This is a genomic window from Acinetobacter sp. YH12117, assembly GCF_013418865.1.
GTDB classification, from domain to species: Bacteria; Pseudomonadota; Gammaproteobacteria; order Pseudomonadales; family Moraxellaceae; genus Acinetobacter; species Acinetobacter indicus.
On sequence record NZ_VPBF01000044.1, the window covers coordinates 1 to 22,214 of the forward strand.

At 46.1% G+C, this 22,214-nt stretch carries 22 protein-coding genes; 9 read left to right on the plus strand and 13 right to left on the minus strand.

Going from position 1 to position 22,214, the window contains the following annotated elements; all coding sequences use genetic code 11:
- Nucleotides 1-152 precede the first annotated feature (152 nt).
- The 4 genes from hpt to FTU55_RS12795 all read right to left on the minus strand — a co-directional run bounded on the left by hpt (nucleotide 153) and on the right by FTU55_RS12795 (nucleotide 3,438).
- Nucleotides 153-680, minus strand: coding sequence for a hypoxanthine phosphoribosyltransferase (hpt, locus tag FTU55_RS12780; protein ID WP_005181088.1), 528 nt, complete (start codon nucleotides 678-680; stop codon nucleotides 153-155).
- Between the two features lie 70 nt (nucleotides 681-750).
- The gene (locus tag FTU55_RS12785) at nucleotides 751-906 is read right to left on the minus strand and encodes a hypothetical protein (RefSeq protein ID WP_005181085.1); all 156 of its coding nucleotides are present in this window, start codon (nucleotides 904-906) and stop codon (nucleotides 751-753) included.
- Nucleotides 893-2,209 (minus strand): guanine deaminase, encoded by a 1,317-nt coding sequence (gene guaD / locus FTU55_RS12790; protein WP_180047283.1) that lies wholly within the window; start codon nucleotides 2,207-2,209, stop codon nucleotides 893-895. The genes FTU55_RS12785 and guaD overlap by 14 nt, the downstream gene beginning before the upstream one ends.
- Before the next feature lie 263 nt (nucleotides 2,210-2,472).
- Complete coding sequence (locus FTU55_RS12795; protein ID WP_180047285.1) at nucleotides 2,473-3,438, minus strand: TerC family protein; 966 nt, start codon at nucleotides 3,436-3,438, stop codon at nucleotides 2,473-2,475.
- Nucleotides 3,439-3,894: 456 nt separating this feature from the next.
- Between FTU55_RS12795 and FTU55_RS12800 the strand changes: the two genes are divergently transcribed.
- Nucleotides 3,895-4,188: a GNAT family N-acetyltransferase gene (locus FTU55_RS12800; protein ID WP_219605518.1), complete on the plus strand. Its 294-nt coding sequence runs from the start codon at nucleotides 3,895-3,897 to the stop codon at nucleotides 4,186-4,188.
- 38 nt (nucleotides 4,189-4,226) lie between these two features.
- Nucleotides 4,227-4,508: a GNAT family N-acetyltransferase gene (locus FTU55_RS12805; protein WP_180047288.1), complete on the plus strand. Its 282-nt coding sequence runs from the start codon at nucleotides 4,227-4,229 to the stop codon at nucleotides 4,506-4,508.
- A gap of 95 nt (nucleotides 4,509-4,603) precedes the next feature.
- Here FTU55_RS12805 and FTU55_RS12810 read toward each other — a convergent pair whose 3' ends face one another.
- Both FTU55_RS12810 and mpl read right to left on the minus strand, forming a co-directional pair.
- Nucleotides 4,604-5,689 (minus strand): zinc-dependent alcohol dehydrogenase family protein, encoded by a 1,086-nt coding sequence (locus tag FTU55_RS12810; protein ID WP_180047290.1) that lies wholly within the window; start codon nucleotides 5,687-5,689, stop codon nucleotides 4,604-4,606.
- Nucleotides 5,690-5,938: 249 nt separating this feature from the next.
- Nucleotides 5,939-7,306 carry a UDP-N-acetylmuramate:L-alanyl-gamma-D-glutamyl-meso-diaminopimelate ligase gene (gene mpl, locus FTU55_RS12815; protein ID WP_168384703.1) on the minus strand — a complete coding sequence of 456 codons (1,368 nt, stop codon included), beginning with the start codon at nucleotides 7,304-7,306 and terminating at the stop codon, nucleotides 5,939-5,941.
- A 254-nt stretch (nucleotides 7,307-7,560) separates the two neighbouring features.
- Between mpl and FTU55_RS12820 the strand changes: the two genes are divergently transcribed.
- Nucleotides 7,561-7,899, plus strand: coding sequence for a DMT family protein (locus tag FTU55_RS12820; RefSeq protein WP_005181069.1), 339 nt, complete (start codon nucleotides 7,561-7,563; stop codon nucleotides 7,897-7,899).
- Between the two features lie 3 nt (nucleotides 7,900-7,902).
- Here FTU55_RS12820 and FTU55_RS12825 read toward each other — a convergent pair whose 3' ends face one another.
- On the minus strand, nucleotides 7,903-9,183 hold the full coding sequence (locus FTU55_RS12825) for a DUF2254 domain-containing protein (RefSeq protein WP_005181067.1): 1,281 nt from the start codon (nucleotides 9,181-9,183) through the stop codon (nucleotides 7,903-7,905).
- Nucleotides 9,184-9,471: 288 nt separating this feature from the next.
- On the opposite strand from FTU55_RS12825, the gene purE reads away from it, so the two are divergent.
- The 3 genes from purE to FTU55_RS12840 all read left to right on the plus strand — a co-directional run bounded on the left by purE (nucleotide 9,472) and on the right by FTU55_RS12840 (nucleotide 13,139).
- A complete protein-coding gene (gene purE, locus FTU55_RS12830) occupies nucleotides 9,472-9,984 on the plus strand; it encodes a 5-(carboxyamino)imidazole ribonucleotide mutase (protein WP_005181065.1) in 513 nt (170 codons plus the stop codon).
- 15 nt (nucleotides 9,985-9,999) lie between these two features.
- The gene (locus FTU55_RS12835; RefSeq protein ID WP_180047292.1) at nucleotides 10,000-11,121 is read left to right on the plus strand and encodes a 5-(carboxyamino)imidazole ribonucleotide synthase; all 1,122 of its coding nucleotides are present in this window, start codon (nucleotides 10,000-10,002) and stop codon (nucleotides 11,119-11,121) included.
- Between the two features lie 734 nt (nucleotides 11,122-11,855).
- A complete protein-coding gene (locus FTU55_RS12840) occupies nucleotides 11,856-13,139 on the plus strand; it encodes a lytic murein transglycosylase (RefSeq protein ID WP_075175487.1) in 1,284 nt (427 codons plus the stop codon).
- Between the two features lie 39 nt (nucleotides 13,140-13,178).
- Here FTU55_RS12840 and FTU55_RS12845 read toward each other — a convergent pair whose 3' ends face one another.
- The 4 genes from FTU55_RS12845 to grpE all read right to left on the minus strand — a co-directional run bounded on the left by FTU55_RS12845 (nucleotide 13,179) and on the right by grpE (nucleotide 17,442).
- Entirely contained in the window at nucleotides 13,179-13,568 is a 390-nt protein-coding gene (locus FTU55_RS12845; RefSeq protein ID WP_162182855.1) for a hypothetical protein, read from the minus strand.
- Nucleotides 13,569-13,688: 120 nt separating this feature from the next.
- On the minus strand, nucleotides 13,689-14,600 hold the full coding sequence (locus tag FTU55_RS12850; RefSeq protein WP_075168301.1) for a matrixin family metalloprotease: 912 nt from the start codon (nucleotides 14,598-14,600) through the stop codon (nucleotides 13,689-13,691).
- Between the two features lie 233 nt (nucleotides 14,601-14,833).
- A complete protein-coding gene (gene dnaK / locus FTU55_RS12855) occupies nucleotides 14,834-16,774 on the minus strand; it encodes a molecular chaperone DnaK (protein ID WP_005181052.1) in 1,941 nt (646 codons plus the stop codon).
- A 119-nt stretch (nucleotides 16,775-16,893) separates the two neighbouring features.
- A complete protein-coding gene (grpE, locus tag FTU55_RS12860; protein WP_005181051.1) occupies nucleotides 16,894-17,442 on the minus strand; it encodes a nucleotide exchange factor GrpE in 549 nt (182 codons plus the stop codon).
- Between the two features lie 833 nt (nucleotides 17,443-18,275).
- On the opposite strand from grpE, the gene FTU55_RS12865 reads away from it, so the two are divergent.
- Nucleotides 18,276-18,524 (plus strand): hypothetical protein, encoded by a 249-nt coding sequence (locus tag FTU55_RS12865; protein WP_180090486.1) that lies wholly within the window; start codon nucleotides 18,276-18,278, stop codon nucleotides 18,522-18,524.
- Nucleotides 18,525-18,773: 249 nt separating this feature from the next.
- Here the strand turns inward: FTU55_RS12865 and FTU55_RS12870 are convergent, their stop codons facing one another.
- The gene (locus FTU55_RS12870; RefSeq protein ID WP_005181048.1) at nucleotides 18,774-19,199 is read right to left on the minus strand and encodes a hypothetical protein; all 426 of its coding nucleotides are present in this window, start codon (nucleotides 19,197-19,199) and stop codon (nucleotides 18,774-18,776) included.
- Nucleotides 19,200-19,401: 202 nt separating this feature from the next.
- Between FTU55_RS12870 and FTU55_RS12875 the strand changes: the two genes are divergently transcribed.
- Nucleotides 19,402-20,478 carry an alpha/beta hydrolase gene (locus tag FTU55_RS12875; RefSeq protein ID WP_005181046.1) on the plus strand — a complete coding sequence of 359 codons (1,077 nt, stop codon included), beginning with the start codon at nucleotides 19,402-19,404 and terminating at the stop codon, nucleotides 20,476-20,478.
- Nucleotides 20,479-20,488: 10 nt separating this feature from the next.
- Here the strand turns inward: FTU55_RS12875 and FTU55_RS12880 are convergent, their stop codons facing one another.
- On the minus strand, nucleotides 20,489-21,199 hold the full coding sequence (locus tag FTU55_RS12880) for an acetoacetate decarboxylase family protein (protein ID WP_168400221.1): 711 nt from the start codon (nucleotides 21,197-21,199) through the stop codon (nucleotides 20,489-20,491).
- Between the two features lie 97 nt (nucleotides 21,200-21,296).
- Here FTU55_RS12880 and FTU55_RS12885 point away from each other — a divergent pair, with 97 nt between their 5' ends.
- Nucleotides 21,297-21,869: a peptidylprolyl isomerase gene (locus tag FTU55_RS12885; protein WP_180047294.1), complete on the plus strand. Its 573-nt coding sequence runs from the start codon at nucleotides 21,297-21,299 to the stop codon at nucleotides 21,867-21,869.
- Nucleotides 21,870-22,214 lie beyond the last annotated feature (345 nt).

The following is a 22,214-nucleotide window of genomic DNA, read 5'->3' on the forward strand; positions in this document are numbered from 1 at the left end:
TGAAATACGGTATTCTGATGTGACAAAACCTGAATCCTGGTCGTTAAAGTGTTTGTTTACACTCATATTTTAACTGTTAGGACTCAGGTTTTTTTATTTAAAGCAAACTATGGGACAGCAGTGGGCTGAACGCCACTTTCTTTTGCGGTTGCTTACAGACCGATTTCACCAATAAACGGGATATGGCGATATTTCTGGTCATAGTCGAGGCCATAACCGACAATAAATTTGTCTTCTACTTCAAAGCCCAGGAATTTAACTTCCAGTTCAATTTCACGGCGTGACGGTTTGCTGACCAAGGTACACAGCTCAATCGAATTTGGTTCACGGGTTTGTAGAATTTCCAGTACTTTGCTCAGGGTATTGCCAGAGTCGATAATATCTTCTACCACCAGCACATCTTTGCCACGAATTTCGCCGTCGAGGTCTTTCAGGATTTTTACATCACGCGAAGACACAGTACTGCCGCCATAACTTGAAACGGTCATAAAGTCCAGTTCATGCGGTTTTTCAATGGTCCGGCATAAATCGGCCATAAACAGCACAGAACCGCGCAGTAAACCGATTAACACCAGCTCCTTGTCGCTATTGGCATAATGCGCATTAATCTGTTTACCAAGTTCTTGAACTTTCGCATGAATTTCTTCAGCAGAAATCAATACTTTCATATCAACGGTCATGGGTAGATCCCTAAAAGAGCAAAAAATAAAAAAGGTGTTGACCTGCAACACCCCAAAATATGCCTTAATTTTAATACATCTTGCGGTCAGATGCATCCTCTTTGCTGTCTAAAAAAACAGCATTTTTGACCGGGTGGTCTCTTTTCAGCAATAAGGCCAGACCAATCAGCGTGAGCGCCACCCGCCATTTCGGTTGCGCCCGGCGTATAGGTTTAGTCGCGGACATAGGCACATTGTCCATAAATATAGGTGGCCTGAATATTCCGTTCATCGCCCATGGTCATGAGCGCAAACAGGCTGTCTTCCAGGCCTTTGCTGTGCTGCTGGCGCAGGGTCTGCAAGGCGGTGGCGTTTAAATCCAGCACAATAAAGTCCGCTTCTTTACCGATATTGAAATTGCCGAGCTTGTCATCCAGATCCAGTGCTTTGGCACCGCCTAAAGTGGCATGATACAGCGCTTCATAGGCCGACAGGTTTTGCTCAAGTAGCTGCTGGACTTTATAGGCTTCGCTAATGGTGCGCAGCTGGCTAAACGAGGTCCCTGCCCCGATGTCGGTGCCCAGGCCCATTTTGACCTGTTTCTGCCAGGTCTGATGAATCGGGAACAGGCCACTGCCCAGGAACAGGTTGGAGGTCGGACAAAAGGCAATTGCGGAATTGGTCTGGTGCATACAGTCCCACTCCTGCTCTTCCAGATGCACACAATGCGCAAATACCGAACGTGAACCGGTCAGCCCATAATGATGATAGACATCTAAATAGCCTTTTTGCTCCGGGAACAGGCTTTTGACCCAGGCAATTTCATTTTTGTTTTCACTTAAATGGGTATGTAAATACACATCCGGATATTCAGCTTTCAGCTGCTGCGCTTTTTCCAGTTGTGCCGGCGTTGAGGTCGGTGCAAAACGCGGGGTAATCGCATATAAATTACGGCCTTTTCCATGCCACTTTTCAATCAGTGCTTTAGATTCCTGATAGGCGCGTTCTGGCGTGTCACAGAGTTCCTCGGGTGCATGACGGTCCATCAGCACTTTACCAGCAATCAGGCGCATCTGGTGCTGTTCTGCGGCTTCAAAAAGGGCATCGACAGATTCAGGATGCACGGTACAGAACACCAGTGCCGTGGTGGTGCCATTTTTCAGCAGTTCCTGCACAAAAAATGCGGCTATCTTGTCGGCATAGCTTTTATCGGCAAACTGCATTTCGGTTGGAAAGGTATAGGTATTTAGCCATTCCAGCAGCTGGGTGCCATAGGCGCCCACCATTTCGGTTTGTGGGAAATGAATATGGGTATCAATGAAGCCGGGTATAATCAGCTGATCGGGATAATGCTGCACCGAAACACCGGCCGGAATATGCACCTGCCCCTCTTCCCAGGGACCAAACCAGTGAATTTTCCCGTATTGGGTGATTAATAAACCATCTTCTACATAGCGCACTTGGTCGTGAATATCACGCGCTTGGGCAACTGTATTCTGAATATCGAGGAAGCGGCCGCGAATTGCCGTCGTTGCAATGACAGAAGACATGAAAAACCTGCACTTGTTTAATTTTTTCGGTTGATTGTAGCTGAAAAGCGCTGCCCTGTATGGAAAATCCAACATTCAGTCACAGACATTGGGTGTCATGCAAAACTGTTGCCAGTTTGGGTGAAATACAAGATGTCCACTGGGTCAACTCTAAAATATTCAGTTAAATCTAGTACTTATACACTGATATTTAAGAGTAATCCCTGAATATGGAAAATAAAAAAAGCCCGTATGCAACGGGCTTTTTGATCAATCAGGCCACTTTAGAGCGTGGTTTCATGATGCTTGCGACTGTGGCGAATCGACAGCCAGGCAGTAATTGCCAGCACAATCACAATAAAGCTTAGGGAAATCCAGATTGGCATATGGAACACATCCAGCATCAGCATCTTGAAGCCAATGAACACCAGAATAATTCCCAGCCCATACGGCAGATAATGCATTTTGGTGGCTGCACCGGCCAGCAGGAAGAACATGGCGCGTAAGCCTAAAATCGCCATCAGGTTGGCGGTCAAGACAATAAAGGGATCACTGGTCACAGCAAAAATCGCAGGAATTGAATCCACCGCAAAAATCACATCGGAGGCTTCAACCAGAATCAGCACCAGAAAGAGTGGCGTGGCCCAGAGTAAGCCCTCTTTACGTACAAAGAAGCGGCTGCCTTCCAGCTGCGGGGTAATCCGCATATGTTTGCGTAACCATTTCAGGATCGCCATATCTTCGATATTGCTGTCTTCATCGTCCTGTCCACGCAGGAATTTAAAGCCGGTATAGACCAGGAAGGCACCGAACAGATACAGAATCCAGGAGAATTCCTGCACAAACCAGGCACCAATAAAAATAAAGATTGTTCTGAGCACAATTGCACCCAGTACACCATATAACAGCAATTTACGTTGTAGTGCCGGTGGAATGGCAAAGGCAGCAAAAATCATCAGCCAGACAAAGACGTTATCAATGGCCAGTGATTTTTCCAGTAAATAACCGGCCAGATATTCCATCACCTTGGTATTGGCGACATCCAGTCCGGCGGTCTGTTTCAGATACAGCCATAGGCCACCACCAAACAGCATGGCCACGCTGACCCAGGCGATACTCCAGTAAGCGGCGGTACGCACCTGAACGGTCTGGCCTTCTTTTTGTTTAAAGCCCAGAAAGTCGATGGCGAGCATGACCATAACAATCGCAAAAAAGGCCAGATACAGCCAGATATTGCCGATAGATTCCATACAATCTCCACATCCGACAATTGGCCATAAAAAAACCTTGACCCGTTGCCAGATGAAATAAAAACATCCATAACAACGTGATCAAGGTCTTGCCTACATTGCCCTGCCTGTGCAGATTCAATGCTCAGATACCGACTTTTTGCAAAGTGTAATGACGATAGTCTGACACGTTAAAACCAGTGAGTTTCATCTGGCTTTTAACGCTTGGAGGAGGCTACTCCCCTTGTTCAACAATTCTGTGTTGGGGGAATGCCCCAAAGTCGACAGAGAATTGCATATTTTTAAGTAAAGTGCAAATGGCCGAATGTAAATGAGCGCGTGCTACAGTGTATTCCTCGTCAAGAAAAAAGCGACTGTATGCAATTGTTTCAACATGCAGTGAAAATGTTAGATTACAGATCAGATGCTATATTTTTTTCTGCAGAAAGCAGATACTCAAAATTCAGATGCGAGGATATGATAAAAATGATGGTGCAACACGAAAACAATGACAGCAAAGGGGCCTTTTTTGTTGAAGCCAATGGCGAGCGTCTGGCAGAGATGACCTATTCACGTGCTGGCGAAGATAAAATCATTATTGACCATACCACGGTCAGTGAACAGTTACGTGGTCAGGGTGTGGGACGTCACTTAGTTGAAGCTGCGGTCAATTATGCCCGCGAACAGCAGATCAAGATTATACCGCTCTGCCCTTATGCCAAAGCGGCTTTTGAAAAAGACCCGTCAATTCAGGATGTACTTCAACCCTAATTCATCAGATGACACATAAACTTTAAGGCAGGACAGCAATGGATATTCAACATCAAGAGGCAAAACGTGGCGGCGCATTTTTTATTGAACGGGATGGACAGCGGATTGCTGAAATTACCTATCAATGGCAGGACGCACATAAAATTGTCGCCGACCATACCTGGGTAGATGATTCATTGCGTGGCCAAGGCATTGCCCGCCAATTACTGGATGTGCTGGTCGAGTTTGCCCGGGAAAAACAGCTCAAGATTGTACCGGTCTGTTCTTATGTTGAAGTCATGTTTCGACGCGAGCCCACCCTGGCTGATGTCGCCGCTTAAATCTGGCACTTGAACCCGCCGCCGACTTTGGAGGGGCAGCCAATATATAAAAACCACGAGCATGAACTCGTGGTTTTTGATTGCCGATAAAGACCTTAGCTGTAATCAATGATCACTTTCAGGGCTTTTTCATCTGAAGCGTGTTTAAATACCTCATAAGCCTTTTCAAACTGGTCAAATTTAAAATGATGGGTGGCCAGACGTTCCATCGGCAGTTTGCCGGCACAGCAGCTTTTGAGCAGCATGCCGGTGGTATTGGCATTGACCAGACCGGTGGTAATGGTCAGGTTTTTAATCCAGAGTTTATTTAACTCAAAATTCACCGATTTGCCGTGTACTCCGACGTTGGCCAGATGACCACCCTCTTTGACGATATGCTGGCAAATATTCCAGGTGGCTTCTACCCCCACGGCTTCCATGGCGCAATCGACCCCGCGGCCATCGGTAATCTCCAGAATGCGCTGAATGGCATCTTCTTTGGCCGAGTTAATGGTATGGGTCGCGCCAAGTTCTTTGGCCATGGCTAGCCGGTTATCATCCATGTCCACCGCAATAATCTGTGCCGGTGAATAGAATTGTGCAGTCAGCAGACAGCCCATCCCAATCGGGCCGGTACCAATAATGGCAATGGTATCGCCGGGTTTGACATTGCCATATTGCACGCCAATTTCATGCGAAGTCGGCAACACATCTGATAAAAATACCGCGACCTCTTCATTCAGTCCTTCTGGCAGCGGATACAGCGAGGTATCAGCAAATGGGGTTCGTACATATTCGGCATGGGTGCCGTCAATCATATAACCCATGATCCAGCCGCCTTCATTGCGACAGTGCGCATAGAGCTGTTTCTGGCAGTTTTCACAGGTACCGCAGCGGCTGACGCAGGAAATAATCACCCGGTCGCCCGGTTTGAAATTTTTGACTGCCGTACCGACTTCTTCAACAATCCCGATCCCTTCATGGCCGAGAATACGGCCATCAAACTGGCCGGTTTTTTCGATTGCGGTGCTTTCAATTTCCGGGTTTTTGCCTTTCCAGATGCCAAGGTCGGTACCGCAAATCGTTGACTTGGTCACGCGGATGAGGGCATCGGTGGGTTGCAGAATCTGGGGACGTGGACGCTGTTCAAAACGGATATCATTGGCGCCATGATAAACCATGGCTTGCATTGTCTGGGACATGGTGGTCATCCTCTTGTTGTGCTTATTGTGGGACAGCCTGCGCCTTTTCACCTCATCAGGAACCGTTATAGCACAGGATGTGATCGTTCTAACTTAACAGGAGTTAATGACAAGTTTATCTCTAAAAAACCGTTTTTATTCAGATATTTGTATATTTATTTTAATCTATTGAATTGTATGACAATAAAACAGGGCTGCAGTATTCTAACTACAGCCCCGTTGAATGATGTTTCAGGTCAATAAACGTGCTTAAGCCGATTTTAATGCGCTTAATAATTTCTGGTGCAGACCACCAAAACCGCCATTAGACATGATCACCACCGCATCGCCCTCGCCTGCTTCCTGGCTGACGGTATGAATAATGTCATCCAGCGTCCGGGCAATTTTGGCCTTGTTTGGTGCCGCAGCCACCACCGGTTGTAAATCCCAGTCCAGTCCTTCCGGTTGATACCAGATTACTTCATCGGCCAGACGCGCTGAATGTGCCAGTCCATCTTTATGGCTGCCCATACGCATGGTATTGGAACGTGGCTCAATAATCGCCCACAGTTTACGTTCACCTAAACGTTTACGCGCGCCTTCCAGGGTGGTGTCAATTGCCGTCGGATGATGGGCAAAGTCATCATAGACCTCAATGCCGCGTACGGTATCGAGCAGCTCCATACGGCGTTTTACCCCGCCAAAATTGGACAAGGCGGCACAGGCCGTTTCAATCGATACACCAACATGCGCCGCCGCGGCAATAGTTGCCAGGGCATTGGCCACTGAATGCTGACCGGTCATGTTCCAGCAGACTTCACCCTGAATCACGCCATCTTGCAGCACTTTAAAATGTGAGCCATCGGCCTGTAACTGCTCGGCAGACAGCGCGGCCTGGGCATGAGCAGTCAGTGAGGTACGCACCACCGGTGTCCAGCAGCCCATTTCCAGCACTTCATCAATATGAGTTTCGGTAACCGGTGCAATAATGCAGCCTTCACTTGGAATGGTACGCACCAGATGATGGAACTGTTTTTGAATCGCCGCCAGATCATCAAAGATATCGGCATGGTCAAATTCAAGGTTATTTAAAATGGCAGTTTTCGGATGGTAATGCACGAACTTGGAGCGCTTGTCGAAGAAAGCAGAATCGTATTCATCGGCTTCAACACAGAAGTATTTGCCACCACCTAAACGCGCGCTTTCTTTAAAGCCAAGCGGAACACCGCCAATCAAAAAGCCCGGTTCCAGACCGGCCTGATCCAGCACCCAGGCCAGCATGGTGGTGGTGGTGGTTTTACCATGGGTGCCGGCCACGCCCAGAACATGCTTGCCTTGCAGCACATGATCGGCCAGGAATTGTGGACCTGAAACATAAGGCAGACCGGCATTGAGCATATATTCCACCGCATCAATACCACGTTTCATGGCATTACCGACAATCACCAAGTCCGGATGCGGCTGTAAATGGCTGCGGTCATAGCCCTGCATTAAGGTAATGCCTGCATTTTCCAGTTGGGTCGACATCGGCGGATAAACATTCTGGTCGGAACCGGTCACGGTATGTCCCAGATCACGCGCCAACAAGGCCAGAGAGCCCATAAAAGTGCCACAAATACCCAAAATATGCAGATGCATCCGCTGTTACTCCACTGCGTGTAGGACCGTACCATTCTTGTTGATGGCCTGGTCATGATGTATTGAATTGTCAGCAACGATAGCAAGGCTGTTTCGGAAAAGATAGTCATTCTTGTAGGGATTCGTTGACTGGAATCCGAAAAAATCAGGCATTTTCCAGGCGGATGCTGACCGTGAAAAAAATCCGCACGGCTGCACTGCTTTTTTGGCCTGAAACCGTACAATAGGCTGACATTTTCTGGATACTGCCGCCTATGTCCTTCCCTTTACTGCTGTTAATTATTTCCAACTGTTTTATGACTTTGGCCTGGTATGGACATCTGAAATTTTTGCATGGCGCGCCGCTGTGGCAGGCCATTTTGTTTGGCTGGATGATTGCCCTGCTCGAATACGCCTTTATGATTCCGGCCACGCGCTTGCTGGCCCAGCATGGCTGGTCACTTGGGCAAATGAAAATTACCCAGGAAGTGGTGACCCTGCTGGTCTTTGTGCCGTTTATGCTGTATCTGTTCAAGCAGCCGTTTAAACTGGATTATCTCTGGGCCGGTTTATGCCTGCTCGGTTGTGTTTACTTCGTTTTTCGCAGCAGTTAAGTCTTATTCAGGCTGTGGCAGATGCGGAAAAAGCGCGGCGAAATCCGCTTGAATCAGCGCCCGTTCTGGTGCGAAATCAAAGTGATGTAAACAGCGTTGTAGCACCTGCATCGCCATCTGCGTGGCCGCCTGTCTGAGTTCCGGTTCCGGCACATTCTGCGCAATCATCGACAGGCATTTCAGCAGGCGCTGATTTAACTCCAGATTCTGGGCACAATCGCGGGCCAGCGGCATAAAGCTGCCATAAATCAGGTCTTGCAGATCAAAGCACTCAATACTGAGATGCGGATAATCACAGCGCGTCGCCTCCGGGTCCGGGCGACTGTCAATCAGAATCCGGGTCAGCGCATTCAGCGCGCTAATGCCGGACCCGACATCATTAATTGCACTCGACATGGCTTTTTGCCCGACCTCACTCATCACCAGCAGACAAAAACGCGGATCCTGTAGAAAACTGCGATTGGTTTCAATAATCAGATGCTGCAGAATTTGATCGCGGATCTGCTGTTGCTGTTCTTCGGACAGCGCCTGCGGGCTATAGACCTCGACCAGCGCAGTCATCGGATCTAAAAATTTTCCCGGCATAGATGGCAGATGTAAATGCAGTTGCTGCTGCGCGGCAATCTGCTCCAGTCCGGCCAGATCGACATGGTTAAAATAGCCGGTTGTGCTGCTATAGACGCAAAAGCTGGGCGCAAAAGCAGGCTTCTGCCCTGTTGCCCCCAAGTCCGGTTGATGCCGGAACTGGCCCAAGGCCTTTTTGGCCGCAGTTTCAATCTTGTCGATGGTGGTGGTTAAATTGCCGAGTTTGGACAGGGTTTGTACCCAGTGAATTAGGGTATAAATCAGGTACATCAGCACCAGAATGGTACTGATAAACAGCACAAAACGTCCGGATGGACCGTAGTACTCCAGCCCCAGGGCAATTTTGGCAATCACTGCATAAATAAAAGCGGAAATAAAACTGGAAATGGCCAGCCGGGTGTTGTCATCGCTCATCATCAAGCTATAGGCACGTGGTGTGCCGCTGCTTGAAGCCGAAGCAAAAGCTGCCACCATAATCGACAATGAGAAGGTCGTCACTGCCAGCATGCTGGATGCAATAATATCCAGCAAGCTGCCCAAGGTGTCGATGCTGATATTCGGTACCGTACTGGCCGGAATAAAATACTGGCTGGCGATGGCAAATAATGAAAAAAATGTCGCAAAGATGGCACCCAGCGCCGGCATCAGCCATAAGTTTTCTGAAGGGTTTTGTAGCCAGATTTTAAGTTTGAACCACATGGAAACTGCCCTGAAAATATCTTTAATCTAATCTTAAGTTATTCATTACAAAAAGCTTTATCTTGATAGTTATAGCGTTTTTTTCACCGCTGTATGTCCTCTTTTTGTATTTTTGGCCTATTGCCATCATTGTATTTTCTTCAGTTTTACAAACAGATAATTTTAATCTTTATTCTTGCGCCGAACTTTAGCCAGCCGGTTTTTCAGTCTATAATACGGAGCTTATTCATTAAAGCTTGGCTCTCGTCGAGATTTATCTTTTTTCACTTAGTCTCTGGAACATTAGCAATGAATGCGGCCGCAGCACAAGACGCTCCTCTCGTTGGAATTATTATGGGTTCTCAATCTGATTGGGCAACTCTCGAACACACTGCCAATATGCTCAAGCAGCTTGGTGTCCCATTTGAAGCGGAAGTGGTTTCTGCGCACCGTACCCCAGACCGTTTATTCGAATATGCCGAAACTGCGCGTGATCGTGGTATTCAGGTGATTATTGCCGGTGCGGGTGGCGCTGCCCATTTACCGGGCATGTGCGCAGCCAAGACTGATCTTCCAGTGCTGGGTGTGCCGGTTAAATCTTCTATTTTAAATGGTGTCGATTCACTGCTGTCGATTGTACAAATGCCGGCCGGAATTGCGGTGGGTACCTTGGCAATTGGTCCGGCCGGTGCCACCAATGCTGCCATTATGGCTGCCCAGATTCTGGGTTTAACGCGTCCAGAGATTGCGAAAAATGTCGCTGATTTCCGTGCAGCGCAAACCGATAAAGTGGCCAGCAACAATATTCCGGGTCAGGCGTAATACGGGACATTCCTTATGAATAAAACCATTGGTATTTTTGGCGGTGGGCAGCTTGGCCGCATGATGGCGCAAGCCGCGTTACCACTCAATATTCAATGTACTTTCTTTGAAGCCAGTGCAGATTGCCCTTCTGCAGCTTTAGGTACGGTCTATTCAAGCGCAGCTGAACACGGTTTGCAGGATTTTATCCAGAGTGCAGATGTATTTAGCCTGGAATTTGAAAATACCCCGCTGGCCGATGTTGATGTCTTGACCCAAAGTAAAGCGTTGCATCCGCCGCGTCAGGCACTGGCGATTGCGCAAAACCGTCTGCAGGAAAAAGCTCTATTTGATGCGCTGCAGATTCCGGTGGCGCCGTATAAGGCGGTTGATTCGCTGGACAGTTTACAGGCGGCGGTGGCTGAATTAGGTCTGCCGATTGTACTGAAAACCGCGACTGGCGGTTATGATGGTAAAGGCCAGTTTGTGCTGCGTAGCGCCGATCAGATTGATCAGGCCTGGGCAGAACTCGGCCCTGCCGGCTTGCTGATTGCAGAAAGTTTTGTCACCTTCTCGCGTGAAGTATCAATTATTGCGGTACGTGGCCAAAATGGCGATGTCAAAACCTGGCCATTGGCTGAAAACCATCACCATCACGGGATTTTGTCGCACTCGATTGTACCGGCACCGAACAGCACTGACTTGCAACCGGTGGCGCAAGACTATATTACACGTTTGCTGAATCATCTGAACTATGTTGGTGTGTTGACACTAGAACTATTTGTCACTGAAAAAGGCCTGTATGCCAATGAAATGGCACCACGCGTGCATAATTCAGGGCACTGGTCGATTGAAGGCGCAGTCTGTTCACAGTTTGAAAACCATGTCCGTGCAGTGGCTGGTTTGCCGCTCGGTTCGACTGAGGTGGTGCGCCCAACGGTGATGGTGAATATTATTGGTCAGCATCCAAAGTCGGAAGATGTGTTGGCGTTAAATGGTGCACATCTGCATTTGTACAATAAAACTGAACGCGAAGGCCGTAAAATCGGGCATATTACCCTAATGCCAAACGACAGTCGCGAACTGACGTCACTGTGCCGTCAGCTGGCGAAAATTTTGCCAAATCCGCTGGCCTTGAGTGAAGATATGAGCATTTAACTGCAGATTCGTTTATGAAAACAGCGGTCCCTCAGCGGGCCGCTTTTTTTATGCCAGAAATTCGGGCAAGATTGCGCTCTTTTTCGCCAGCTGCCATTGGTCGGCTGGTTCAACAACAGGCTTGATTGCTTCAGTCCAGATCTTTTATAACTATAAATGGCTAAAAAACAAACATAAATACAGAGCATCTGAAAAAATTAAAAATGAATTCAAACACAGATTTTAAATTTAAATCTGAATATGCAGTTTGAATTTAAAATATCCGCTGAACTTTAAATTCAAAATTATGAATTCAAACCTGTTTGTAGTTTTAAATTTAAAAATTTGAATTTAAAACCTGCGAAATAAATTCAAAAACTGCAATTTAAATTTAAAAAGTACAGATTTACGGTCCGGTGGATGGGTTTTTGTGGATAAGTTTTGCTGAAATAAATTTAAAAATGATGATTTAAATTTAAAACTCGTGTTGTTTTGTGGGTGTGGATAACTTTTACTGGCTGAAGTCTGAAAAAATGAATTTAAAACAACGAATTTAAATTTAAAAATAAGAAAACCGAGATTTGAATTTAAAAATACTCAAGATTAGATCTGTGGATAAGATTTTTTAAATTCAAAACTGAAATATGAATTTAAAATGAAGCAAATAAATTTAAATTTACGTTTTTACCCTGTCATTTTATGGCCCAGCTGTTATGGTAAAACCAGTTTTAAATTCAAATGACATAAGGGATAGTATGCATCGCTTTGCTTTTGTTTTCGGATCTTTGGCATTGGCTGCATCTCAGCTACATGCAGAACTGATTATTAACGGTCAGCCGGTCACCACCACGGCGCCGGTGCCAAGCACCATCCAGCCTCAAAATAATTTCCAGGCCTGTCTGGCCAATTTACGCGGTCAGGCCATGGCCAAGGGCGTCAGTGGCAGTACTTATGACCGCTATACCCAAAATTTAACGCCAGATTATTCCGTGATTGAACGCCTGAATTATCAGCCGGAATTTTCGACGCCAATCTGGGATTATCTGTCTGGTCTGGTCGATGAAGAACGCGTACAACTGGGCCAGCAAAAACTGGCCGAGCACCGTGAGGTGCTGAACCGGGTTGCAGCAGCTTATGGGGTACCGCCAGAAACCGTGGTCGCGGTGTGGGGCGTAGAAAGTAATTTTGGCGATATTTCTGGCCGTTATCCGTTATTGCAGGCTTTAGGTACTTTAAGCTGCGAAGGCCGCCGTCAGAGTTATTTCCGCGGCGAATTCTTTGCCGCCATGCGTATTTTACAACGCGGCGATGTGCGTGAAGATCAGCTCAGAGGCTCATGGGCCGGGGCATTTGGTCATACCCAGTTTATGCCATCGACCTATGAAGAACTGGCAGTGGATTTTGATGGTGATGGCCGCCGTGATCTGGTCTCAAGCACCACTGATGCCTTGGCATCAACCGCCAATTTCCTGAAAAAACGTGGCTGGCAAAGCGGACAGCCGTGGGGCTTTGAAGTGAAATTGCCCGCAGGCATGTCAGTCAGTGGAGAAGGGCGCCGCAATAAAAAATCCTTAAGCAGCTGGGTCAATCGTGGGCTAGTACGAGCCGATGGCAGTGCCTTGATTCAGGGCAATCTTTCAGGCAGCAGTCAGGCCGGTTTGCTGACACCGGCAGGCGGCAATGGCCCGGCTTTCCTGGTGTTTAAAAACTTTGATGCCATTTACAGTTATAACGCCGCGGAAAGTTATGCCTTGGCCATTGCGCATTTATCCGACCGTTTACAGGGCAAAGGCCCGTTTGTGACGGCATGGCCTACCGATGATCCGGGCACTTCACGCGCAGAACGTCGTGAAATCCAGCAGTTTTTATTAAATCGCGGCCATGATATTGGTGCGGTAGATGGCCTGATTGGTGATAAAACCCGTCAGGCCATTCGTCAGGAACAGATCCGCTTGGGCTTAAGTCCAACCGGGCGTGCCGGACAGCAGGTGTTACGCGCTTTTCGTAATGAAAATGCCAAACTGATGATGCTGCAATAAATAAGCAATAAAAAAGGGCGCCTTATGGCGCCCGGATGTTTATTCAATATCTGAGGTATCAATCTTCACGGCTTCTAAAATATCAAAAATCACCGTGGTTACATCCTGACTCAAATCACGGTTGTTAAACACTTCATAGGCTGTAATGGTGACATCGGTATCACTTGGCAGCAATTTTTGTTCTTCTTCAATCAGGTGATTGACCGGCAACAGGGTCTGTTTAATTTCTAAATGCAGGATATCTTCAAACTCGACATTTTCTTCTTCGAGTTCAATCATCTGCTCATTAAAATATGGCAATAGAATAGAGTAGAGATACGGCTGAATATCGACGATATCAAACAGTTCAATATCACGCGTTTGTTCAATCGTGCTGATGTGGTCATTTACTTCAATCAAAATATGGTAGTAACTCACATTAATCTCCACAAACATTCCTGTTGAAATTGCGGCTTTCACAATAACATGAAATAGTCAGAGAGGGCAGTGCTGTTGGCGATAAAGCCCCGGTTTTCTAGATTAACTTGTAATGAAAAGCATCAAATGTATTTAACGCTGCTGTAAAAGTGCCAAATCGGCGGCAGTTAGCTGAAAATGATCCAGATTTTGCTCTTGCATGAGAGGATGCATCAGGGCATGTGGATCATGGGTATGCCCCAAGCCCAAGGCATGACCGAATTCATGTGCCAAGGTTAAACGCAGGTCGGCAGCTGACTGAAACTCATAGATGCGAATACTTTTACCATCAAAACTGCCTTTATCAAATAAACGCGGCTGAAAGCGCTGGTTAAATTGCTGCACCGAAGCATCAATTGACTGATTTAGCTGGTTGAGGGCATCGACCTGTTGGTTCAAGCCTGCAATACGCACATTAAACTGTTGAATTTCAGCCTGTAAACTGGCGGTTTGCTGTTCAAGTTGCTGGCGCTGCTGGTTTAAAGAGCTGCGCTGTGTGGCCGATGCACCGCCTTGCTGGTTCAGCTGCTGCACCTGCTGGTTATAGGCATTCAGCTGTTGCTGTAACTGGGCATTTTTAAAGGCCAGCTGCTGGTTCAGTTGCTGAATCTGCTGTTTGACTGTCTGCACTTGGGTCTGCTGGTGTTCCCAATGCTGCTGCTGTTGCTCAATCTGGCCCATCTGTAGGCGACGCTGTTCCGATTCATATTGGCGTTCATCATAAATCAGGCGGATTGCCAGTCGCGCTTGTGGATCATAGACAAAATAGTCCTGACCAGTACCCTCTGTCCAGATTTGTGTGGCCTGTTGGGCGAGTTGCACTACTTCGGCATGGCTTAAACCAAAGCGTGGGTCCACTTCGGCAATCCGGTAACGCAATCGGGTATCCAAAGGTGCCTGAATCCGGGTCAGCAGGCTGTTGTGCTGCAACTGCGGATGCTGCTGGTTCTGATACCACAGCATGGCGGCAAACAGCAGTAACACAATCAGGATTAAGGGACGCATCACGCAGATTGGACTTCCTGTAGAGAAGGGGATAATTAACTACACACCTGTATCTCTGTGATTAATCGATTTTCTTTCCTTTATATAGCAGGGAAAACGGTCAAGCAGAGTAGGCCAGATGGGGATGTCTAACTAGCTTAAAAAAGCCGCAGAGATGAAACAAGTCTTTTTTGCTTTCAAGCAGATATAAAAAAACCGCGCTTACGCGCGGTCTTTTTGTTTAAAGTGACAAATTATTTTTTGTCATCTTTCACTTCAGTGAACTCAGCATCGACAACGCCATCGTCCGCTTTTTGCTGTTGACCTGCATCACCACCGAAGGCATTTGGGTCAAAACCTTGCGCACCGCCTTGGCCTTGGGCTGCTTCATACGCACGTTGCGTAATTGGCATGATGATGTTTTGCAGCGCTTCAGTTTTCGCCTTGATCGCGTCAACGTCATTTTCTTTGGTTGCTGCTTCAAGTTCTGAAACTGCTGTTTCTACCGCAGTTTTCTCATCAGCAGTCACTTGTTCGCCAAGATCTTTTACTGCTTTTTGAGCAGAAGAAACCAGGGCATCTGCTTCGTTACGTGCTTTTGCCAGTTCTTCAAACTTACGGTCTTCTTCAGCATTCGCTTCAGCGTCTTTGATCATCGCTTCGATTTCAGCATCAGACAAACCTGAGTTTGCTTTAATCTGGATCGATTGCTCTTTACCCGTGCTCTTGTCTTTCGCAGACACTTTCAAGATACCATCCGCGTTGATGTCGAATGATACTTCAATTTGTGGCACACCACGTGGTGCAGGTGGGATATCACCCAACTGGAAGTTACCCAACAATTTGTTTTGTTGAGCCATTTTACGTTCACCTTGGTAAACCGAAATGTCTACTGCAGGTTGGTTATCTGCCGCTGTAGAGAACACTTGTGATTTTTTCGCAGGGATTGTGGTGTTTTTCTCGATGATTGGAGTTAACACGCCACCCATTGTTTCAATACCAAGTGTAAGCGGTGTTACGTCAAGTAAAAGAACGTCGTTCTTGTCACCCGAAAGTACAGCACCTTGGATTGCAGCACCCATTGCCACAGCTTCGTCAGGGTTCACGTCTTTACGTGGCTCTTTACCGAAGAACTCTTGTACTTTTTGTTGGACAAGTGGCATACGAGACTGACCACCAACCAAGATTACGTCAGAGATGTCAGAAGTCGAAAGACCTGCATCTTTCAGTGCAATACGGCAAGGTTCGATGGTACGCGCAACCAGGTCTGCAACCAGACCTTCTAATTTCGCACGTGTTACGTTGATCACCAAGTGTTTAGGACCAGTCGCATCAGCTGTGATGTATGGCAGGTTGATTTCAGTTGCATTTGAAGAAGAAAGCTCGATTTTTGCTTTTTCAGCCGCTTCTTTCAAACGTTGTAACGCCAGTGGATCGTTTTTCAGGTTGACGTTTTGTTCTTTCTTGAACTCTTCAACCAGGTAATCGATCAATGCGTTATCGAAGTCTTCACCACCCAGGAATGTATCACCGTTAGTCGACAATACTTCGATTTGCTGGTCGCCATCAAGATCCGCAATTTCAATGATCGATACGTCGAAAGTACCACCACCCAAGTCATAGACTGCAACTTTACGGTCGCCTTCTTTCTTGTCCATACCGAACGCTAACGCCGCAGCAGTAGGTTCGTTGATGATACGTTTAACGTCTAAACCAGCAATTTTACCGGCATCTTTAGTCGCTTGACGCTGTGCATCGTTGAAGTATGCAGGAACGGTTACAACTGCTTCAGTAACAGTTTCACCGAGGTAATCTTCCGCAGTTTTCTTCATTTTTTTCAGAACTTCTGCAGAGATTTGCTGTGGTGCTAATTTTTTGTCGTTAACTTCAACCCAAGCATCACCATTGTCTGCTTTGATGATTTTGTATGGCACCAGACCGATATCTTTTTGTACCGCTTGGTCTTCATAACGACGACCGATCAGACGTTTGATTGCGAACAATGTGTTTTTCGGGTTAGTTACTGCTTGACGTTTCGCAGACTGACCGACCAGGATTTCGCCATCTTTATACGCAATAATAGATGGAGTTGTACGCGCGCCTTCAGCGTTTTCAATTACTTTAACTTTATCGCCTTCAAGTACCGCAACACATGAGTTGGTTGTACCTAAGTCAATACCAATGATTTTAGCCATTTGGATGTTTCCTCAAAAATTTTATTGTGCTTTACACTTGTTATCCGATATGAGAGCCGTTCAATTTTTTTCAAGTTAAAAATATGAAAAAATTTCACCAACTCCCGAATTTATGAGGCTTAAGCGCCGACCATAACCATTGCAGGACGCAATAAACGGCCATTTAAGCTATAACCTTTTTGCAGTACATTGCCAATTTCGTTGGCTTTGGCTGTTGGATCAATGCCCACCGCCTGATGTAAATCTGCATTGAAACCGTTCGCGGTATCTACCGCCACAATGCCGAATTTCTCTAAAGTCGTCAGCAGTGATTTCAGCGTCAGTTCCACCCCTTCAGACAGCGGGGTTTTTTCTTCGCCAGCTGCGGCAATAGCACGTTCCAGGTTATCTACGCTATCGAGCAGTTCTTTGGCAAATTTCTCCAGCACTGCTTCTTTATGCTTTTCAGATTCACGCTGAATACGCTCGACACTCTTTTGCGCTTCATACACTGCATTGGCGGTACGCGCTTTTTCAAGTTTTAAATCGCCTTCGAGCTGCGCAATCTGTTCTTGTAAAGACTCAACGGAAACGTCTGCCTGCTCGGTTTCAGCTTGAGTTTGGGTAGTATCTTGTTCTACTTGCTCTTGTTGCAGATCTTGAGCGTCTTGGTTGTGCTCGGTTGCCATTGATTTACTCCGTTTAAATGGGTTCTTAAACATGTACAGTCCTTCTGGCATCAGTATTGACTGGTTCATTCTGAACTGCCATGAGTGATGAATTTCGTAATTATTAAAGAAGTCGGGGCAGGGGATAAAAATTCAAGCGGTGCCAGTCATTAAATCTGCAGAAATTTGCTGAAAAAACATACATTCTTTTAATTTTTGATCTTTTTAGCAGGGAGGGTGCAGGAAGATACTACGAGGCTGAAACCCCAATTTATGGGAAAATGATTTTAATTTTAAGTCCGGATAAATTCTGTAGATGCTGTTGAGTCGTCTATACAAAATTTTTAAGTTGATTATTCTTTATACATAAAAACGATCAGAATGAGTGAAAAATACTATTTTACAGGGCAAGGTCAACTTTGTATGATTGCGCCCAGATTCTATCGCTGTAGTTTCTTTTGATATTTTCTTGAAATGTGTTTTCTGGCTTATCCGCCCTCTGGATAAGCCTTTTTTTTGCCCTAAAGATTTAAAAGTGCCGCATTTACACTGTTATCTTTTCGCAAAACTAGCCGTATGTTGTGTAGAGCACGCTGTTTTCTTCCTCTAAAATAATTCTGCACTTTCGTTCTTTTTTATTGTTGTAATCTATAACAAAAACAGCAGATTAATCCTGCTGATTCCTTCCATTGGCTGTAAAAATAGCTGCATCTTCATGTTTATAAAAAACTGCATAACTCGTACCGGTGGATATAAAAATTTAACTTTTTATCTGCCCAGCCAGTGCTGAAATTTTGAAAGTATAGCCAGCGCAAAGTTGGACTTTGTATTTTTCAATGAATGAGGATCGAATGATGAAAAAAATGGGTGTATTGGCTGTGGCCTTGTTTGCTGGACTGGCGGTGGTAGGTTGTAGCAGTCATGAAACGGCACAGGCACCAGAAGTGGCACAAAATCCGGAGCAACCTGAAACGGTACAGGTGACTACCATGCCGGTAGAAGCGGGGGCTGAAGTGGGCGTAGCCGCAGAAGTCACTGCCCCGGCCGCTGCTGCACCAGCAGGGTCGGAAGCACCGGCAGTCGAGGCACAGCCACAGCCCTAAATTCAACGCTGTCTATTTCAAATGAAACAGGACCATCATTTAAATCAGGGAGGAAGATTTAATTTCTCAACAGGGATATTCAACGAAAACCGGCCAGGGAAGGCCATGCTATTTTCACTAGTATTATGGAAGGCTGTTATTTTTCTATTCCAGTGCTTTTAAATAAATGCATACGGCAAAATAAAAACCCGAAAGCCAGGTTTTCGGGTTTTTAAACTGTGCATCGCACGCACGCTGTCAAATACAGGATTAATCACGACGGTCACGTTGCCGTTTGCGATATTCTTCCATCCGTTTACGCTGTTCTTCGACCCGTTTTTTACGCTGCTCTTGCTGTTTGCGTTCGACTTGCTGGCGTTTACGGTTCAGTTCGGCGCGTCGTTCGCGTTCCCGTTGTAACTGCTGACGGCTTTGTTCGGCACGTTTACGTTCCAGTTCACGTTTTTGTCGATCCCACTGCGCTTCGCGTTGGCGTTGTTGCTGTAAGCGTTTTTGACGTTGTTCATATTCCCAACGCTGACGTTCTGTCATGCGGCGATAATCATAGTTACGGTCGTAATCCCGGTCATAACGGTGATCATAGCGGCCATTGTAGTGGCCATCTTCAGGGAACGCGACACAACCGACCGCTAAAAATACGGTCGCACAGGAAACCAAGAGGAGTTTTCTAGACATGGTGAGCGTCCTTTTTCTATCCGGATTAGCAAAATCAATCCCTCTGTATCATCAAAATTGTCAATGACACCTTATAGAAATAAGATTAGCGTATATAAATTCTGAATATGTAGGTCGATGACTGGACTTCTATAACGAAATAGTCACTAAACTACTGATCATGTAGAAAATGTGAAGAATGAATAAAAAAGGAAGATGATAGATGAGTGCGTATCAACAGAAACTGCAAAAAATCATTGATAACAGTCAGGGTACGGTGGTGCGAACACTCGATCATTTACCGTGTGTGGCGCAGGAATCACTGGCGCGCGCCTTGGGCTATCCTTATCAGTATCCGCAACTTGATCCCCTCATTAAATGCATGATGGCGGCCCAAATCAAGCAGGGGCGTATCGGTTTTATTGGCGAAAATCCGGCGCAATCGCGTCAGGCTTTTGATACTCAGATGAAGGCGATCCGTAAACAGCCGACCTATGTCAAACGGGTCGAAGATTTACGTTTAAGCCTGCAAAGTGGCACCATTTCAGCCCGTTATTATCATCCTGCACCGCATAAAAAACTGCCGTTGATTGTGTTTTATCATGGTGGTGGTTTTGTGGTGGGCAATCTCGATACCCATGATGAAGTTTGCCGGCTATTGGCGCATGCCGCTCAGGCGCAGGTGGTCAGTGTCGATTATCCACTGACCCCCGAGGTTTCACCGACACAGCTGATTCAGTGCTGTGAAGATGCTTTGGCTTGGGTGTATCAGCATCGCCGTCAATTTAATATTCTGAAAAACCGTATTGCCGTGGCGGGTGACAGTGCTGGTGCCAATATTGCTACCGTGGTGTCACAGCGTAGTAAAAATACCGCCTATGCACCGCATGCCCAGTTACTGATTTATCCAGTGGTGGATTTTAAAAGCCGTCATCCGTCGTTCTTTGCCTATAAAGATGGTCTGGTGCTGACTGAGCAGGATATTGATTTCGTCACCGAGTATTATGCGTTACAGCACAATATGGCACTGGATGATGCCCTGATTTCACCAACCTACGGCAATTTAAGAAAACTGCCGCCGACCTTTATTGTGACGGCCGGGCATGATGTGCTGCACGATGAAGCGGAAATTTATGCGCACAAGCTGCGTCAGCAAGGGGTCAAAGTCCAATATAAGGAATATACCGACCAGACCCATGGTTTTATTAATTTAACCCCGGTTTCGCGCCGTGCTAAAAAACTCACGCTCGAGCTGGGCAAGAATTTCAGAAAATTTTGGGATCGACCACGCTTCTTTTAAAAGGGGTAACTTAAAAAGGCCGACTCAGATTTTTTCTGGTTTCACGTGGAACAGCGGTTTTGGTTTTAATCTGCGCTTCGGGGAATAACAGATCAAACTCCGGCACATAAAAACTTTGTAATAGTCGGGCCTGGGAAAAATCAGGAAAAATATCCTGGGTATTTTGCCATTCCACCGTTTTGAGTTTAGATAAACGGCCGCGAAATTTCGGACTAAACTGGTAGCGCTGGCCTTGCCAGACCTGCTGAATGGATAAGAATGAAGCCGGAATATGGTGACTATTGATATAAAACGAGGTGCTGTTTTTCGGCCGCTCCAGACAAATTGACATCTCTTGCTGCTGATGACGCACAATACAATAGGTGCGACCTTCTTTTTCCAGCCATTCAAATTCGGCCAGCTCTTTCGGAATGCCCCATAACTGCTGGCCATGCACTAAAGAGGCCTGAGTCGAGACATAAATCTTGGGGATGGTCGACAAGCGATGCTTATACAATAAAGGATGATCCATAATTAACAGTTCATCATACGGACCCACTGGCGAATCCTGATAACGGATCAGCATTACATTGACCATGCGTCCTAAAGGAGACGGAGCCAGCCGAAAACGTTTGGCTGTTTTCAGGAAAAAAGGATTCAGCCAATAATTCAAAATAAAAGCATCGCCGTGTAAGCGCCAAGGCGGATGCGCAAAAATCTGGTTCTGGATATTGTTATTCATCTTATTCTCAGGATTTGAAAGGAACAGCTAATGTTTTCTTCATACTGAACAATTAATATAAGTGAAGCAAAACATCAAACCACGGATTCGTAAAGAAATGTTAAAACGTAGCGTTCTTATGGCCGCCAGCCTTGCCTTTAGTGCCTCTGCATGGGCTGCCAATTCAATGATTGAAATGAAAACTTCCATGGGCAATATTGAAATTGAACTGTTTAACGACAAAGCGCCGTTGTCAGCAGCCAATTTTGAAAAATATGTCAGCAGCAGTTTTTATACCGGTACTATTTTCCATCGCGTCATTCCGGGCTTTATGATTCAGGGCGGCGGTATGGATGCAGCCATGGTGGAACGTCCAAATACCTGTCCACCGGTCAGAAATGAATCCTATAATGGCCTGAGCAATCAGCGTGGTACTTTGGCGATGGCACGAACCAATCATCCTGATTCAGCCAAAAGCCAGTTTTTTATTAATCTGGTCGATAACGACTTCCTGAATAAAAGTCCACGTAATGCTGGCTATGCTGTGTTTGGCCGTGTTACCAAGGGGATGGATGTGGTCGATAAAATTGCCAAAGTACCGACCCGCAATGTTGGTGTGCACCAGAATGTTCCGGCTCAACCGGTGAAAATCCTGAGTGTGAAGATAAAACCGGCAACGGCAAAAAATTAACGAAAATAAAAAGCAGAAATATAAATTAAATATTTCTGCTTTAAAATTAGAAGTTTATTTCAAAGATCGGGTAAAAATGCTCCATATTGGTGCATAAAAAAGAAACACTCGATAAAACAAGATGCTAAAAGCACTTGCGTGTGTAAGAAATTGTCCTATAATGCACCCCATACCGACGAGATACACGGTGATGAACGAGGCGGATCGCTGAGTTGTCGAGTGTTTTGAGTCCAGCTTCTGGCACTGACGAGGTGTTGGAAAGATCATTAAGAGATTATGAAGAACAACTTGTGTGGATTTTTACTGGTTGATTAATCGAATATATTTTCATTAATTGATTGGTTT

What these genes read in the sequence shown, in the direction of transcription:
- hpt (WP_005181088.1), bottom strand. Translation starts at nt 680, where the DNA reads ATGACCGTTGATATGAAAGTATTGATTTCTGCTGAAGAAATTCATGCG.
- FTU55_RS12785 (WP_005181085.1), bottom strand. Translation starts at nt 906, where the DNA reads ATGTCCGCGACTAAACCTATACGCCGGGCGCAACCGAAATGGCGGGTG.
- guaD (WP_180047283.1), bottom strand. Translation starts at nt 2,209, where the DNA reads ATGTCTTCTGTCATTGCAACGACGGCAATTCGCGGCCGCTTCCTCGAT.
- FTU55_RS12795 (WP_180047285.1), bottom strand. Translation starts at nt 3,438, where the DNA reads ATGGAATCTATCGGCAATATCTGGCTGTATCTGGCCTTTTTTGCGATT.
- FTU55_RS12800 (WP_219605518.1), top strand. Translation starts at nt 3,895, where the DNA reads ATGATAAAAATGATGGTGCAACACGAAAACAATGACAGCAAAGGGGCC.
- FTU55_RS12805 (WP_180047288.1), top strand. Translation starts at nt 4,227, where the DNA reads ATGGATATTCAACATCAAGAGGCAAAACGTGGCGGCGCATTTTTTATT.
- FTU55_RS12810 (WP_180047290.1), bottom strand. Translation starts at nt 5,689, where the DNA reads ATGTCCCAGACAATGCAAGCCATGGTTTATCATGGCGCCAATGATATC.
- mpl (WP_168384703.1), bottom strand. Translation starts at nt 7,306, where the DNA reads ATGCATCTGCATATTTTGGGTATTTGTGGCACTTTTATGGGCTCTCTG.
- FTU55_RS12820 (WP_005181069.1), top strand. Translation starts at nt 7,561, where the DNA reads ATGTCCTTCCCTTTACTGCTGTTAATTATTTCCAACTGTTTTATGACT.
- FTU55_RS12825 (WP_005181067.1), bottom strand. Translation starts at nt 9,183, where the DNA reads ATGTGGTTCAAACTTAAAATCTGGCTACAAAACCCTTCAGAAAACTTA.
- purE (WP_005181065.1), top strand. Translation starts at nt 9,472, where the DNA reads ATGAATGCGGCCGCAGCACAAGACGCTCCTCTCGTTGGAATTATTATG.
- FTU55_RS12835 (WP_180047292.1), top strand. Translation starts at nt 10,000, where the DNA reads ATGAATAAAACCATTGGTATTTTTGGCGGTGGGCAGCTTGGCCGCATG.
- FTU55_RS12840 (WP_075175487.1), top strand. Translation starts at nt 11,856, where the DNA reads ATGCATCGCTTTGCTTTTGTTTTCGGATCTTTGGCATTGGCTGCATCT.
- FTU55_RS12850 (WP_075168301.1), bottom strand. Translation starts at nt 14,600, where the DNA reads ATGCGTCCCTTAATCCTGATTGTGTTACTGCTGTTTGCCGCCATGCTG.
- dnaK (WP_005181052.1), bottom strand. Translation starts at nt 16,774, where the DNA reads ATGGCTAAAATCATTGGTATTGACTTAGGTACAACCAACTCATGTGTT.
- grpE (WP_005181051.1), bottom strand. Translation starts at nt 17,442, where the DNA reads ATGGCAACCGAGCACAACCAAGACGCTCAAGATCTGCAACAAGAGCAA.
- FTU55_RS12865 (WP_180090486.1), top strand. Translation starts at nt 18,276, where the DNA reads ATGAAAAAAATGGGTGTATTGGCTGTGGCCTTGTTTGCTGGACTGGCG.
- FTU55_RS12870 (WP_005181048.1), bottom strand. Translation starts at nt 19,199, where the DNA reads ATGTCTAGAAAACTCCTCTTGGTTTCCTGTGCGACCGTATTTTTAGCG.
- FTU55_RS12875 (WP_005181046.1), top strand. Translation starts at nt 19,402, where the DNA reads ATGAGTGCGTATCAACAGAAACTGCAAAAAATCATTGATAACAGTCAG.
- FTU55_RS12880 (WP_168400221.1), bottom strand. Translation starts at nt 21,199, where the DNA reads ATGAATAACAATATCCAGAACCAGATTTTTGCGCATCCGCCTTGGCGC.
- FTU55_RS12885 (WP_180047294.1), top strand. Translation starts at nt 21,297, where the DNA reads ATGTTAAAACGTAGCGTTCTTATGGCCGCCAGCCTTGCCTTTAGTGCC.